We start from the raw sequence: 14,940 nt of genomic DNA, 5'->3' as shown, positions 1-14,940 counted from the left end.
CTAGTCTGCCGGCATGGCTAGCTGACTGGAGAACATTGTGACCCAACCCCGTGTACGACAAGGCTTGGTGCTTGGCATGAGCACACTGGCCTTCACCGTGTGTTTTATGGTCTGGATGATGTTCGCCGTGCTCGGCGTGCCGATCAAGGAACTGCTCCAGCTCAACGAAACGCAATTTGGCCTGTTGGCCGCCACTCCGGTGCTGACCGGCTCACTGGCGCGTCTGCCCTTGGGCCTGCTCACCGACCGCTTTGGCGGGCGCAGCGTGTTCCTGGTGCTGATGCTGACCTGCGTCGCACCGTTGTACCTGATCAGCCACGCCACTGCTTACTGGCAGTTCCTGGTGCTGGGCTTGTTCGTCGGCCTGGCCGGCGGCTCGTTTTCGGTGGGGATTGCCTACGTCGCCAAATGGTTCGACAAAGAGAACCAGGGCTTCGCGATGGGCATCTTTGGCGCCGGCAACGCGGGGGCTGCGGTGACCAAGTTTCTCGCGCCGGCCCTGATCGCCGCGGGTAGCTGGCAACTGGTACCGAAAGTCTTTAGCGCCATCCTCTTTGTCACGGCATTGCTGTTCTGGTTTCTCAGTGCAGAAAACAAGGACCACCGCAGTGCGACCGGCGCCAGTTTGCGCGAGCAATTGAGCGCCCTGAAAGACCCTGCGGTGTGGCGCTACTGCCAGTACTACTCGATCGTCTTCGGCGGCTATGTGGCCCTCGCATTATGGATGACCCAATACTACGTGCGCGAATACGGTTTCAGCCTGCAAAGCGCCGCGTTGCTGGCCGCCTGTTTCTCCCTGCCCGGCGGTGTATTGCGTGCCGTCGGCGGCTGGATGTCGGATCGCTGGGGCGCGCAAAGCGTGACCTGGTGGGTGTTATGGGTCAGTTGGATCTGCCTGTTCCTGCTCTCGTACCCACAGACCCAGCTGCAAGTGCAGTCCATCAACGGCCCGGTCAGTTTCCACATCGGCCTCACTCCCACGCTGTTCACCGTGCTGCTGTTTGTCATGGGCATCGCCTTCGCATTCGGCAAGGCCTCGGTCTTCAAATACATCGCTAATGACTACCCGCAAAACATGGGCGCGGTGTCGGGCATTGTCGGCCTCGCGGGCGGCCTCGGCGGCTTCGTGCTGCCGATCCTGTTCGGCGCCCTGGTGGACCTCACCGGCGTGCGCTCTTCCTGCTTCATGTTGATGTACGGCGTGGTCTGGGTCTCCCTCACCTGGATGTACTTCAGCGAAATACGCAAGCGCCCGCTGCTGGGCAAACAGCCGCCAGCGACGTCGTCCCCGTTTTCCAGCATTGCCCAAGGAGAAGAACATGTCCGTTCTGCAAAAGCCTGACAAAGGCCCGGTCATCCATGACTGGCGCCCCGAAGACCCTGCGTTCTGGGGAAGCAGCGGCAAACAGACCGCCACCCGCAACCTGTGGATCTCCATTCCTGCACTGCTGCTGGCCTTTGCGGTGTGGATGGTCTGGAGCACGGTGATCGTGCGGTTGAACGCCATCGGCTTCAGCTTCACCACCGACCAGTTGTTCTGGCTGGCGGCATTGCCGGGGTTGTCCGGGGCGACCCTGCGCGTCTTCTATTCGTTCATGGTGCCGATCTTCGGGGGCCGGCGCTGGACCGCCGTGAGCACCGCGTCACTGCTGTTGCCGTCGATCTGGATGGGGCTGGCGGTGCAAGACCCGAGCACCTCGTACAGCGTATTCGTGTTGATCGCCTTGCTCTGCGGCTTTGGTGGCGGCAACTTTGCCTCGAGCATGTCCAACATCAGCTTCTTCTATCCCAAGTCTCAGCAGGGCACAGCCCTTGGTCTCAACGCAGGGCTCGGCAACCTGGGCGTTTCGGTGATGCAGTTCTGCGTGCCGCTGGTGATTACTTTTGGCGTGTTCGGTTTCCTGGGCGGCCAGCCGCAAGTGCTGCAGGACGGCGCTCAGTTGTGGTTGCAGAACGCCGGGTTCATTTGGGTGCCATTCATTGTGTTGGTGACAGTGTTGGCCTGGTTTGGCATGAATGACCTGTCCAGTGCCCGCGCCTCGTTCAGCGAGCAGGCGGTGATCTTCAAGCGCAAGCACAACTGGTTGATGTGCTGGTTGTACCTGGCGACCTTCGGTTCGTTCATCGGCTTCTCCGCGGCGTTTCCGCTGCTGATCAAGACCTCCTTTCCGGACGTCATCGCCTTGAAATTCGCGTTCCTCGGCCCGCTGGTCGGCGCATTGGTTCGTCCGTTGGGCGGCTGGCTGGCGGACAAGCTCGGCGGCGCGAAAGTGACCCTGTGGAACTTCGTGCTGATGATCGTGATGGTCTTCGGTGTGCTGCATTTTTTGCCCCAGGACGGATCGGGCGGCAACTTCTACGGTTTCCTCGGCATGTTCATGCTGCTGTTCATCACCACCGGCGTGGGCAACGGCTCCACCTTCCGGATGATCCCGGTGATCTTCCGGACCCTGCATGAAAGATCCGCTGCTGGAAAACCCGCCGCCGTGCGCGAACAAGCGCTCAAGGATGCCGGCAAGGAATCGGCGGCCGTCCTGGGTTTCAGTTCGGCCATGGGCGCCTTCGGTGCGTTCTTCATTCCCAAATCCTTCGGCACTTCGATGGCCCAGACCGGCGGCCCGGAGATGGCCTTCTACATGTTCGTCGGCTTTTACCTGAGCTGCATCGTGGTGACCTGGTGGTGGTACGCGCGCAAAGGCGCCGCGACACCCTGCTGAGTCGAGCCCGAATCCAACCATTGCGTGGGCGGGGCACAGAACCCCGCAGCAAGCCTGAGAGGTGTACACCGTGAGTCATTTACTGGACCAATTGCGGTTTTTCAATCGCAAGCAAAACGAGTTTTCCGACGGTCATGGAGAGACCCGCAAAGAGTCTCGCGACTGGGAAAACGTCTACCGTTCCCGCTGGCAGTACGACAAGATCGTGCGCTCCACCCACGGGGTGAACTGCACCGGGTCCTGCTCGTGGAAAATCTACGTCAAGAACGGCTTGATCACCTGGGAAACCCAGCAGACCGACTACCCGCGCACGCGCAACGATCTGCCTAACCATGAACCCCGTGGTTGCCCGCGTGGCGCCAGTTATAGCTGGTATATCTACAGCGCGAACCGGCTCAAGTACCCGAAAATCCGCAAACCGTTGCTGAAGCTGTGGCGCGATGCGCGCCAGACCCTGGCGCCGGTCGAAGCCTGGGCGAGCATCGTCGAGGACAAGGCCAAGGCCGAGTCCTATAAAAGCAAGCGCGGCATGGGTGGCTTCATTCGTTCCAACTGGGAAGAAGTCAACGAGATCATCGCGGCGGCCAACGTCTACACCATCAAGCAATATGGGCCCGACCGCATTGTCGGCTTCTCGCCGATCCCGGCCATGTCGATGGTCAGCTACGCCGCCGGCTCGCGTTACCTGTCGCTGATCGGCGGCGCATGCCTGAGCTTCTATGACTGGTACTGCGACTTGCCGCCGGCCTCGCCGATGGTCTGGGGCGAGCAGACCGACGTGCCGGAATCGGCCGACTGGTACAACTCCAACTACATCATTGCCTGGGGTTCCAACGTCCCTCAGACCCGGACCCCGGACGCGCACTTCTTTACCGAAGTGCGTTACAAGGGCACCAAGACGGTCGCCATTACCCCCGACTATTCGGAAGTCGCCAAGCTCACCGACCTGTGGCTGAACCCCAAGCAAGGCACCGATGCGGCACTGGCGCAGGCGTTCAACCATGTCATCTTCAAAGAATTCCACCTGGACAAACCGAGCGCCTATTTTACCGAATACGCCAAGCGCTTCACCGATTTGCCGGTGCTGGTGCTGCTCAAGCAAATGGTCGACAAGGCACCGGGTGCCGGCTATCAGCCAGACCGTTTCCTGCGCGCCAGTGACCTGACCGACAACCTCGGCCAGGAAAACAACCCGGAATGGAAAACCATCGCCCTCGACGTCAACGGCGAACTGGTGTCCCCGCAGGGGTCCATCGGTTATCGCTGGGGAGAGAAGGGCAAGTGGAACATTCTTGCCCGTGAAGGTGGCGAAGGTCGCGAGATCGATCTGAAACTGAGCCTGATGGGCGATGACGTCGCCGAAGTGGCGTTCCCATATTTTGCCGGTGAGTCCCACGAACACTTCCAGCACGTCGCCGGCGATGCCGTGCAATACCGCCGGGTGCCGGTGCATAACGTGGTGCTGGCCGATGGTAGCGTCGCTAAAGTGGCCACGGTGTTCGACCTGTCGGCGGCCAACCTGGCGATTGATCGTGGCCTGGGCGGCGAAAACGTCGCCAAGGATTACGACGATGCCTCGGTGCCCGGCACCCCGGCCTGGCAGGAGAAAATCACCGGCGTGAGCCGCGAAAAAGCCATCCAGATCGCCCGTGAGTTTGCCGACAACGCCGACAAGACCAAGGGCCGCTCGATGATTATCGTCGGCGCGGCGATGAATCACTGGTACCACATGGACATGAACTACCGCGGGCTGATCAACATGCTCATGCTCTGCGGGTGTGTCGGCCAGACCGGTGGCGGTTGGGCGCACTACGTCGGCCAGGAAAAACTGCGCCCACAATGCGGTTGGCTGCCCCTGGCGTTCGGCCTGGACTGGAACCGTCCACCGCGGCAAATGAACGGCACCAGCTTTTTCTACGCCCACAGCTCGCAATGGCGCCACGAGAAAATGAGCATGCACGACGTGCTCTCGCCGTTGGCCGATAAATCCCAATTTCCCGAACACGCCCTGGACTACAACATCCGCGCCGAACGGGCCGGCTGGCTGCCCAGCGCACCGCAACTCAATACCAACCCGCTGCACATCTGCCGCGATGCGGCCGCCGCCGGCATGGACCCGAAAGACTATGTGGTCAAGTCGTTGCAGGACGGTTCGTTGCGCTTCTCCTGCGAGCAGCCGGACAGCCCGGTGAACTTCCCGCGCAACATGTTTATCTGGCGTTCCAACCTGCTGGGCTCCTCGGGCAAGGGCCACGAGTACATGCTCAAGTACCTGCTCGGCACCAAGAACGGCGTGATGAACGAAGACATCGGCCAGGTCGGCGACTGCAAACCCGAAGAAGCCGAATGGGTTGACGAGGGCGCCATCGGCAAGCTCGACCTGGTGACCACACTGGACTTTCGCATGTCCTCGACCTGCGTGTATTCCGACATCGTCTTGCCGACCGCGACCTGGTACGAAAAAGACGACATGAACACCTCGGACATGCACCCGTTCATTCACCCCTTGTCGGCCGCCATCGACCCCGCGTGGGAGTCGCGTTCCGACTGGGAAATCTACAAGGGCATTGCCAAGGCGTTTTCCAGCATGTCCGAAGGGCACCTGGGCGTCGAACAGGACCTGGTGACCCTGCCACTGATGCACGACAGTGTTGGCGAACTGGCTCAGCCGTTTGGCGGCACCGACTGGAAAAGTGACGGAGTGGCGCCAGTGCCGGGGAAAAACGCACCGAACCTGCATGTGGTCGAGCGTGATTATCCGAACATCTACAAGCAGTTCTCGTCCCTGGGGCCATTGCTGGAAAAACACGGCAACGGCGGCAAGGGCATCAACTGGAACACCGAAGACGAAGTGAAATTCCTCGGTGAGCTGAACCACCACGAAGGCGATGCCGGCATCAGCCACGGTCGGCCGAAAATCGACACGGCCATCGACGCCGCTGAGGTGATCCTGTCCCTGGCGCCGGAAACCAACGGCCAGGTTGCCGTGAAAGCCTGGGCCGCGCTGTCGGAATTCACCGGCATCGACCACAGCCACCTGGCGCTGTCCAAGGCCCACGAGGCGATACGTTTCCGCGACATCCAGGCCCAGCCGCGCAAGATCATTTCCAGCCCGACCTGGTCGGGTCTCGAAGACGATCACGTCAGCTACAACGCCGGCTACACCAACGTGCACGAGGCGATCCCATGGCGCACCATCACCGGCCGCCAGCAGTTCTACCAGGATCACCCGTGGATGCAGGCGTTCGGCGAACAGCTGATGAGTTATCGCCCACCGGTCAATACCCGCACCATCGAAGGGGTGAAGGGCAAGCGCAGCAATGGCGAGATCGAGATCGTCCTGAACTGGATCACCCCGCATCAGAAATGGGGTATCCACAGTACCTACAGCGACAACCTGCTGATGCTGACCCTCAGCCGTGGCGGGCCGATTGTCTGGCTCTCGGAGAATGATGCGAAAAGCGCCGGTATTGAAGACAACGACTGGATCGAATGTTTCAACGTCAACGGTGCGCTGACTGCCCGTGCGGTGGTCAGCCAGCGGGTCAAGGACGGCATGGTGATGATGTACCACGCCCAGGAACGAATCGTGAACGTGCCCGGTTCCGAAACCACCAAGACCCGTGGCGGCCACCATAACTCGGTGACCCGCGTCGTGCTCAAGCCGACCCACATGATCGGTGGCTATGCCCAGCAAGCCTACGGTTTCAACTATTACGGCACCGTCGGCTGCAACCGCGATGAGTTTGTCGTGGTGCGCAAAATGTCCAAAGTCGACTGGCTCGATGGTTCGTCCGGTGATGACCTGCCGCGTCCGCTGCCGACCGATATCGAGGAGAACTGAGATGAAGATTCGCTCACAAATCGGCATGGTTCTGAACCTGGACAAATGCATCGGTTGCCACACGTGTTCGATCACCTGCAAAAACGTCTGGACCAGCCGCGAAGGCATGGAATACGCCTGGTTCAACAACGTTGAATCGAAACCGGGCATCGGCTATCCGAAGGAATGGGAAAACCAGGACAAGTGGAAGGGCGGCTGGATTCGCAACGCCAACGGCACGATCAACCCACGCATCGGCGGTAAATTTCGCGTATTGGCGAACATTTTTGCCAACCCGGACCTGCCGAGCCTCGACGACTACTACGAGCCGTTCGACTTCGACTACCAGCACCTGCACACCGCTCCGCTGGGCGAGCACCAGCCCACCGCGCGCCCGCGTTCGCTGATCTCCGGCAAACGCATGGAAAAAATCGAATGGGGCCCGAACTGGGAAGAAATCCTCGGTACCGAATTCGCCAAGCGTCGCAAGGACAAGAACTTTGACAAGATCCAGGCGGACATCTACGGCGAGTACGAAAACACCTTCATGATGTATCTGCCGCGCCTGTGCGAGCACTGCCTCAACCCGACCTGCGCGGCGTCGTGCCCCAGCGGGGCGATCTACAAGCGCGAAGAGGACGGCATCGTCCTGATCGACCAGGAAAAATGCCGTGGCTGGCGGATGTGCATCAGTGGCTGCCCGTACAAGAAGATCTACTTCAACTGGAAAAGCGGAAAATCCGAGAAATGCATCTTCTGCTACCCGCGTATCGAAGCCGGGATGCCGACGGTTTGCGCCGAAACCTGTGTCGGCCGTATCCGCTACCTCGGGGTGCTGCTGTATGACGCCGACCGTATCAGCGAAGTCGCCAGCACCGCCGACGAGCAGGACCTGTACGAAAAACAACTGGAGATCTTCCTCGATCCGAACGATCCAGCAGTCATCCGCCAGGCCTTGGCCGATGGTGTTCCGCAGTCGGTGATCGACTCGGCACAACGCTCGCCGGTCTACAAGATGGCCGTGGACTGGAAGCTCGCGCTGCCGCTGCACCCGGAATACCGCACCTTGCCGATGGTTTGGTATGTGCCGCCGCTCTCGCCGATCCAGAACGCCGCCACCGCCGGCACCGTGGGCATGAACGGGGTGATCCCGGATGTGGACAGCCTGCGCATTCCACTCAAGTACCTGGCCAACCTGCTGACGGCGGGCGATGAAAAACCGGTCAAGCGTGCGCTTAAACGCTTGCTGGCGATGCGCGCCTACAAGCGTTCCGAGCAAGTCGATGGCGTGCAGGACTTGCAAGTGCTGGCCGATGTCGGCTTGAGCGTGGCCCAGGTCGAAGAGATGTATCGCTACCTGGCGATTGCCAACTATGAAGACCGCTTCGTGGTACCGAGTGCGCACCGCGAAGACGCCATGAGCGACGCCTTCGCCGAACGCTCCGGTTGCGGCTTCAGTTTCGGCAGCGGTTGCAGCGGCAGTTCCGACACCAACCTGTTTGGGGCGAAGAAAGCCAACCGCCGCGACATCCTCAAAACCGTGCAGGTGTGGGAGCAATGAGCATGCAAATTCTCAAAGTGATTTCGCTGCTGCTCGACTACCCGACCGAGGCACTGACGGGCGGTCGCGACGAACTGGAACAAGCGATTGCCCAGTCCCGGGAAATCAGCCCGACGCAACGCGGCGCATTGTTCGAGTTGCTGGAACTGATCTGCGCCAATGACCTGATGGACGGGCAGGAGCACTACGGTGCGCTGTTCGGCCGCGGGCGCTCGCTGTCGCTGCTGTTGTTTGAGCACGTGCACGGTGAGTCCCGTGACCGTGGCCAGGCGATGGTCGACATGATGGCCCAGTACGAAGCCGCCGGTTTTGCCATTGGCGTCAAGGAGCTGCCGGACTTTATCCCGCTGTACCTGGAGTTCCTTTCTACCCGCGAAGACATTGAGGCCCGCGAAGGCCTGGCGGATGTGGCGCATTTGCTGGCCTTGCTGGCGGCGCGCCTGGAGGAGCGTGAAAGCGCTTACGCCAGTTGCTTCCGGGCGTTGCTGCAGATCGCCGGTGCCGAGCCCCATCAAGCGGTGGCTGACCTGCGCGAACAGGTCGCCGCAGAACCGCGCGATGACTCCCTCGAAGCCCTCGACAAGATCTGGGAAGAAGAGGCCGTGGACTTTCTGCAGGCCGAACAGCAGGACCGTTGCAGTTCGCTGCCAAGCGCGCCGGGCAAGGCCCGGGAAGAAAGCGCGGTGCCGCTGCACTGGGTCGATTTTCAGCATGAAGGGCTGGCCGCTGTGCCAGCCAAGGAGGTGGGTAATGTCTAAATGGAATCTTTTGCTGTTCGGGGTTTACCCTTATGTGGCCCTGGCGATTTGCCTGCTTGGCAGTTGGGCTCGCTTCGATCTGTCGCAGTACACGTGGAAGGCCGGCTCCAGCCAGATGCTCAACCAGCGTGGCATGCGCGTGGCGAGTAACTTTTTCCATATCGGCGTGTTGTTCGTGCTGGCCGGGCACTTCGTCGGCCTGCTGACGCCGGCATCGGTCTACCACCATGTGATCAGCACGCAGAACAAGCAGTTACTGGCGATGGTTTCCGGTGGGGTCTTCGGCCTGTTATGCCTGGTGGGGTTGCTGATGCTGATCAAGCGGCGGCTGACCGACCCACGGGTTCGCGCCACTTCCAGCCCGTCGGACATCTTGGTCCTGCTGGTGCTGCTCGCGCAATTGCTGCTCGGCCTGCTGACGATCGTCGCGTCCACCGACCACATGGACGGCTCGGTGATGGTGATGCTCGCCGACTGGGCGCAGAACACTGTGCTGCTGCGGCCAATGGAAGCGGCGGCGTCTATCGCACCCGTCGGGCTGACCTACAAGCTGCATGTGTTTCTCGGCTTGACCTTGTTCGTGCTGTTTCCCTTCACCCGTCTCGTACACATGATCAGCGCACCGGTCTGGTACTCGGGGCGTCGCTATCAAATCGTTCGGCAGAAATTCTGAGGAGACAATCATGTCAGGTGGATGTGGATGTGGCGGCGGTAACGGGGGCAGCGGTGGCTGCGGTTCTTCAAAAAAACTCGAGGCCGATGTGGTGGATATCGCGCCGACCGGTGTGGTGCAGGTTGACGAGCTGCCGGTTGCGCCAGCGGCCGATGACGCCCCGGCGCAGTTGATCGCCAGCAGCGAGCAGGAGTGGCCGATCATCAGCGTCAATGAGGTGTCGATCACCCCACAGGCGCTGGCCCAGGAGTTGCAATATCACCCGGCGCCCACCCGCGAGGAGGCGGTCTATCAGGCCGCTCGAGCGCTGGTGATCCGCGAGTTGTTGCAGCAACGCATTGCCGAACTCGGTGTGTCGCTGCAGATCGGCGCCGGTGAGAACGAAGAAGAAGCAGCCACGCGCTTGTTGCTTGAGCGTGAGGTGCAGGTGCCGCAGTGCGACGAAGAGACCAGCCTGCGTTATTACGAAAATAACCGCGGGCGCTTTCACAGCGCGCCGTTGCTGGCCGTGCGGCACATCCTGCTTGAATGTGCGCCGGACGATGCCGAGGCCCGTGCACTTGCGCATGCCCAGGCTGAAATCCTGCTGCAACGGCTGGCGGACCTCCCCGGCAGTTTTGCCGAGCTGGCGGTGAAGTATTCGGCCTGCCCGTCGAAGGCTCAGGGCGGCTCCTTAGGGCAGATCAGCAAGGGCCAGACCGTGCCCGAACTGGAACGCCAGCTGTTCACCCTGGCACCGGGGCTGGCCAGTAAACCTTTGGAAAGCCGTTACGGCTGGCACGTGGTCAGTGTCGATCAGCGGATCGAAGGCATGCCGTTGCCCTACGAAGTGGTGTCGACGGCGATCCGCACGCAGTTGCAGCAAGGCGTCTGGCAAAAAGCCCTGGTGCAATACCTGCAAACCCTGATCGGTGCGGCGGATATTCGCGGCATCCATTTGCAGGGTGCCGACTCGCCGCTGGTGCAGTGAGCCTTGGGGGCAACGGGAGAAGTGATGAACGCTGTCATGCAGGATGGTTTTGGACGGCAGATTGACTATCTGCGAATGTCGGTGACGGACCGTTGTGATTTTCGCTGTGTGTATTGCATGGCGAAAAACATGACGTTCCTGCCGCGTCAGCAGGTCCTGACGCTGGAGGAGTTGCAGCGTCTGGCGACGCTGTTCGTCGGCCTCGGTGTACGCAAGATTCGCCTGACCGGTGGTGAGCCGCTGATCCGTCCCGGCATTGTCGATTTATGCCGCAATATCGCCGCGTTGCCGGGTTTGCGGGAACTGGTGATGACCAGCAACGGCTCGCAACTGGGCCGGTTGGCTCGGCCGTTGGCGGAGGCGGGCGTCAAGCGCATGAACATCAGCCTCGATAGCCTGGACGCGCAGAAATTTCGCGCGATCACCCGCAACGGCGATCTCGACCAAGTGCTGGGCGGCATTGAAGCGGCGCGCGGCGCGGGGTTTGAGCGGGTCAAGCTCAACTGCGTGGTGATGAAGGGGCGCAACTTCGATGAAGTGCTGGGGCTGGTGCAGTACGCCATCCGGCAACGCATCGACATCAGTTTCATCGAAGAAATGCCCCTGGGCGACGTAGGGCGCTCACGGGGCGAAGCGTTTTGCTCCAGCGATGAGGTGCGAACGCTGATCGCCAGCCGGCACCGGTTGCTCGACAGCGCCGAAAACAGTGGGGGGCCGGCGCGTTACGTGCGCCTGGAACGCCATCCCGATACCCGCATCGGCTTCATCTCACCCAACAGTCACAACTTTTGCGGCAGTTGCAACCGGGTACGGATGACCGTTGAGGGGAAGCTGTTGCTGTGCCTGGGGCAGGACGACGCGCTGGATTTGCGTGGCTTGCTGCGCCGCTATCCGCTGGACGATCAACCGCTGATCGACGCCGTGCACAAAGCCCTGCACGCCAAGCCATTGCGGCACGACTTCAACCCTGGCGGCGAGGTGCAGGTAGTGCGCTTTATGAACATGAGTGGCGGCTGAACGGGATACGCCGAGCCACAGTAAACCCTCGTTGGCCATGTATTCGTCACCGGTCCTGGGGGCGGTTTTTTGCCTCACAATCTTGATATTGATCAATTGCAAAACCGCCTATTGCCCGTAGTCTTCACTGCATATTGTGTTTTTTGTTTATTAAATACCTATATGTAGTGTTTGGAGGCTTAATGCAGAGCACGCTGGTTTCAGTGGGATGTACCCGTTTGCACAAGCGCGACGGCACCTTGGTCGCCTTCGATGCGGACAAAATCCGTCAGGCATTGATCGCGGCGGGCAAGGCTACCGGGGAATATACCGAGGTAAAGGCCCAAGGATTGCTGCAGGCGGTACTGGCCCGGCTGGAAGGCTTGTCCAGGCTGCATGTCGAACAAATCCAGGACCGCGTTGAAAGGGTGTTGATGGACGCCGGTTATTTCCTTTCCATGCGGGCCTACATCGTCTATCGCGAACAACACGGGCGTTTGCGCCGTGATCGGCGGACTCTGGTCGAAGTGGCGACGTCGATGAACGAATACCTGGACCGTGAAGACTGGCGGGTCCAGGCCAACGCCAATCAGGGCTACTCCCTGGGCGGGCTGGTGCTGAATGTGTCGGGCAAGGTCACTGCCAACTACTGGCTGGACGAAGTGTACAGCGAAGCCATTGGCCAGGCCCATCGCGAGGCTGATCTGCATGTGCACGACCTGGACATGCTGGCCGGATATTGCGCCGGCTGGTCGCTGCGGACCTTGTTGCACGAGGGGCTCAACGGCGTGCCAGGGCGTGTCGAAGCCGGGCCGCCAAAGCACTTGAGCAGTGCCCTGGGGCAGATGGTGAATTTTCTCGGCACGCTGCAAAACGAATGGGCCGGCGCCCAGGCTTTCAGCTCGTTCGATACCTACCTGGCGCCGTACCTGCGTAAGGATCAATTGAGCTATGCGCAGGTTCGCCAGGCGATCCAGGAATTCATCTACAACCTCAACGTACCGTCGCGCTGGGGCACCCAGACCCCGTTCACCAACCTGACCTTCGACTGGGTGTGCCCGCAGGATCTACGCGAGCAGATCCCCGTCATCGGTGGTGAGGAAATGCCGTTTGCCTACGGCGACCTGCAAGTTGAAATGGATATGCTCAACCGCGCCTACATCGAGGTGATGCAAGCCGGTGATGCAAAAGGGCGGGTGTTCACTTTCCCGATCCCGACCTACAACATTACCCATGACTTTCCGTGGGACAGCGAGAACGCTGATCGCCTGTTCGAAATGACGGCCCGTTACGGCCTGCCGTATTTCCAAAACTTCCTCAATTCCGATCTGCAACCCAATCAGGTGCGGTCCATGTGCTGCAGGTTGCAGCTGGATGTACGCGAATTGCTCAAGCGCGGCGGCGGTTTGTTTGGCTCGGCGGAACAGACCGGATCGCTGGGCGTGGTAACCATCAACTGCGCGCGCCTGGGTTATGTATTCAAGGGCGACACCAGCGGTCTGCTCAAGCGGCTGGACTCGCTGATGGAATTGGCGATGGAGAGCCTGGAAGTCAAACGCAAGGTCATCCAGCACCATATGGATGCCGGTTTGTACCCTTACACCAAGCGTTACCTGGGTACCTTGCGCAACCATTTCTCCACCATCGGCCTCAATGGCCTGCATGAAATGCTGCGCAACTTCACCGCTGACAAAGAGGGCACGCACACCGAACAGGGCCGCCAGTTCGCCCTGAAGCTGCTGGACCATGTGCGCGCCACGTTGCTGCGTTTCCAGGAAGAAACCGGGCACCTCTACAACCTGGAAGCGACCCCGGCGGAAGGCACTACCTATCGTTTCGCCAAGGAAGACCTCAAGCGTTACCCCGACATCCTCCAGGCCGGCTCGCTGCAAGCGCCGTATTACACCAACTCCTCGCAACTGCCGGTGGGCTACACCGACGACCCCTTTGAAGCCCTGCAACTGCAAGACGAACTGCAATGCAAATACACCGGGGGCACGGTCTTGCATCTGTACATGGCCGAGCGGATTTCCTCGACCCAAGCCTGCAAGCAACTGGTGCGCAAAGCCCTTGGACGCTTCCGCCTGCCGTACCTGACCGTGACCCCGACGTTCTCCATCTGCCCGGTGCACGGTTACCTCGATGGCGAGCACGAGTTCTGTCCCAAATGTGACGAGGTTCTGCTGTTGAAAGAACAGCAACCCGACACCGCTCATTGATTTCGATTCACTCAATCGCAAGGAGCTTCACCATGACTGCATCGCAAACACTGCCCCAGGCTCAACGTCAACGCTGCGAAGTCTGGACTCGGGTAATGGGTTATCACCGTCCGGTATCGGCGTTCAATCCGGGCAAACAGTCCGAGCACCGCGAGCGGGTGCACTTTACTGAAAGCGCGGCGCTGGCCGCTCGCCAATGAGTCGAACGCTGCGGGTTGGGGGCATGGTGCCCCTGACCACCATCGACTATCCAGGGCTGCTCGCCTGTGTGTTGTTTTGCCAGGGGTGCGCCTGGCGTTGTCGTTACTGCCATAACCCGCAGTTGATCCCGCCTCGCGGCACCGACGAAGTCGATTGGCGGCGGGTATTGGCGTTCCTGCAACGCCGGCAGGACCTGCTCGATGCGGTGGTGTTCAGCGGCGGTGAGCCAACCTTGCAAGAGGGTTTACTGGGCGCCATGAACGAAGTGCGGGCGATGGGCTTTCGCATCGGTTTTCACAGTGCCGGCATCAAGCCAACAGCCTTTGCCAGGGCGCTGACCGGTGCCGATTGGGTCGGTTTCGATGTCAAGGCCTTGCCCGAGGATTGCCAGGCAATCACTCGGGTCCAAGGCAGTGGAGCGGCGAACTGGCGCAGCCTTGAGCATCTTCTGGCCAGCGGTGTGGACTACGAATGCCGTACCACCGTGCATTGGCATCTGTTCAAGCCGGCAGGTCTGTTGACCCTGGCGCAGCGCTTGAGTGAACTGGGGGTCAAACGCTTTGCCGTGCAGCTGGTACGCACCGAGCAGATGTTTGATCCTCAGCTGCCGAGTGTGCTGGCACCTGCCTTGCTTACGGATCTTTGGGCGGCCATGCGCGAGTTGTTTCCAGCGTTCGTGTTGCGGGGGTAATCGAGGCTACGGATAAAACCTTTATTCGAGGTTAATAGCTTGATATCCGTCAAGGATGGCTTCGCACGGAAGCTGTAGGTTGTAAAAACGCCTCTCAATGATTGGAGATCGGCATGGCCAAGCACTTCCCCGTCAACCCCAGCCACCCCGAACGAATCTGTTGGGGGTGCGACCGCTATTGCCCGGCCAAGTCATTGGCGTGCGGCAATGGCTCCGAGCGTACGATGCACCCAGCCGAACTGTTTGGCGAAGATTGGTGCGTGCCTGGTGACTGGGGGATCGAGCGACCTATCGTCACCGACAAGGCGGCGGATGAAAGCCAGTCATAGGT

General features: G+C 60.5%; 12 protein-coding genes. All 12 read left to right on the top strand.

Annotated features, from left to right (window positions below; translation table 11 throughout):
* Positions 1–37: 37 nt before the first annotated feature.
* The 12 genes from NMB39_RS17950 (at position 38) to NMB39_RS17895 (ending at position 14,938) form a co-directional block, all read left to right on the top strand.
* Positions 38–1,342 (top strand): MFS transporter, encoded by a 1,305-nt coding sequence (locus NMB39_RS17950; protein WP_043051184.1) that lies wholly within the window; start codon positions 38–40, stop codon positions 1,340–1,342.
* The gene (locus NMB39_RS17945; RefSeq protein WP_057025436.1) at positions 1,320–2,717 is read left to right on the top strand and encodes a NarK family nitrate/nitrite MFS transporter; all 1,398 of its coding nucleotides are present in this window, start codon (positions 1,320–1,322) and stop codon (positions 2,715–2,717) included. Before NMB39_RS17950 ends, NMB39_RS17945 begins: the two co-directional genes overlap by 23 nt.
* A gap of 70 nt (positions 2,718–2,787) precedes the next feature.
* Entirely contained in the window at positions 2,788–6,561 is a 3,774-nt protein-coding gene (locus NMB39_RS17940) for a nitrate reductase subunit alpha (protein WP_124377443.1), read from the top strand.
* 1 nt (position 6,562) lies between these two features.
* Positions 6,563–8,101: a nitrate reductase subunit beta gene (gene narH, locus NMB39_RS17935; RefSeq protein WP_046072056.1), complete on the top strand. Its 1,539-nt coding sequence runs from the start codon at positions 6,563–6,565 to the stop codon at positions 8,099–8,101.
* Positions 8,102–8,103: 2 nt separating this feature from the next.
* The gene (narJ, locus tag NMB39_RS17930) at positions 8,104–8,859 is read left to right on the top strand and encodes a nitrate reductase molybdenum cofactor assembly chaperone (RefSeq protein ID WP_198719063.1); all 756 of its coding nucleotides are present in this window, start codon (positions 8,104–8,106) and stop codon (positions 8,857–8,859) included.
* Positions 8,852–9,532: a respiratory nitrate reductase subunit gamma gene (gene narI / locus NMB39_RS17925; protein ID WP_494340323.1), complete on the top strand. Its 681-nt coding sequence runs from the start codon at positions 8,852–8,854 to the stop codon at positions 9,530–9,532. Before narJ ends, narI begins: the two co-directional genes overlap by 8 nt.
* Before the next feature lie 10 nt (positions 9,533–9,542).
* Positions 9,543–10,502: a peptidylprolyl isomerase gene (locus tag NMB39_RS17920; RefSeq protein ID WP_494340324.1), complete on the top strand. Its 960-nt coding sequence runs from the start codon at positions 9,543–9,545 to the stop codon at positions 10,500–10,502.
* 24 nt (positions 10,503–10,526) lie between these two features.
* Positions 10,527–11,519 carry a GTP 3',8-cyclase MoaA gene (moaA, locus tag NMB39_RS17915; protein ID WP_494340325.1) on the top strand — a complete coding sequence of 331 codons (993 nt, stop codon included), beginning with the start codon at positions 10,527–10,529 and terminating at the stop codon, positions 11,517–11,519.
* A gap of 182 nt (positions 11,520–11,701) precedes the next feature.
* The gene (locus NMB39_RS17910) at positions 11,702–13,717 is read left to right on the top strand and encodes a ribonucleoside triphosphate reductase (protein WP_494340326.1); all 2,016 of its coding nucleotides are present in this window, start codon (positions 11,702–11,704) and stop codon (positions 13,715–13,717) included.
* Between the two features lie 32 nt (positions 13,718–13,749).
* Positions 13,750–13,917 (top strand): anaerobic ribonucleoside-triphosphate reductase, encoded by a 168-nt coding sequence (gene nrdD / locus NMB39_RS17905; RefSeq protein WP_043051191.1) that lies wholly within the window; start codon positions 13,750–13,752, stop codon positions 13,915–13,917.
* On the top strand, positions 13,914–14,609 hold the full coding sequence (locus NMB39_RS17900; protein WP_494340327.1) for an anaerobic ribonucleoside-triphosphate reductase activating protein: 696 nt from the start codon (positions 13,914–13,916) through the stop codon (positions 14,607–14,609). Before nrdD ends, NMB39_RS17900 begins: the two co-directional genes overlap by 4 nt.
* A gap of 113 nt (positions 14,610–14,722) precedes the next feature.
* Positions 14,723–14,938 (top strand): DUF3079 domain-containing protein, encoded by a 216-nt coding sequence (locus NMB39_RS17895; protein ID WP_056846061.1) that lies wholly within the window; start codon positions 14,723–14,725, stop codon positions 14,936–14,938.
* Positions 14,939–14,940: the final 2 nt, after the last annotated feature.

Source organism: Pseudomonas sp. FBCC-B545 (genome assembly GCF_059134095.1).
This window is presented reverse-complemented; position numbering and strand designations above follow the sequence as displayed.

Bases quoted from the DNA above. Each gene is read 5' to 3' on its own strand.
- moaA (WP_494340325.1), top strand. From the start codon at position 10,527: ATGAACGCTGTCATGCAGGATGGTTTTGGACGGCAGATTGACTATCTG.
- narI (WP_494340323.1), top strand. From the start codon at position 8,852: ATGTCTAAATGGAATCTTTTGCTGTTCGGGGTTTACCCTTATGTGGCC.
- NMB39_RS17900 (WP_494340327.1), top strand. From the start codon at position 13,914: ATGAGTCGAACGCTGCGGGTTGGGGGCATGGTGCCCCTGACCACCATC.
- narH (WP_046072056.1), top strand. From the start codon at position 6,563: ATGAAGATTCGCTCACAAATCGGCATGGTTCTGAACCTGGACAAATGC.
- NMB39_RS17910 (WP_494340326.1), top strand. From the start codon at position 11,702: ATGCAGAGCACGCTGGTTTCAGTGGGATGTACCCGTTTGCACAAGCGC.
- NMB39_RS17895 (WP_056846061.1), top strand. From the start codon at position 14,723: ATGGCCAAGCACTTCCCCGTCAACCCCAGCCACCCCGAACGAATCTGT.
- NMB39_RS17945 (WP_057025436.1), top strand. From the start codon at position 1,320: ATGTCCGTTCTGCAAAAGCCTGACAAAGGCCCGGTCATCCATGACTGG.
- narJ (WP_198719063.1), top strand. From the start codon at position 8,104: ATGCAAATTCTCAAAGTGATTTCGCTGCTGCTCGACTACCCGACCGAG.
- nrdD (WP_043051191.1), top strand. From the start codon at position 13,750: ATGACTGCATCGCAAACACTGCCCCAGGCTCAACGTCAACGCTGCGAA.
- NMB39_RS17920 (WP_494340324.1), top strand. From the start codon at position 9,543: ATGTCAGGTGGATGTGGATGTGGCGGCGGTAACGGGGGCAGCGGTGGC.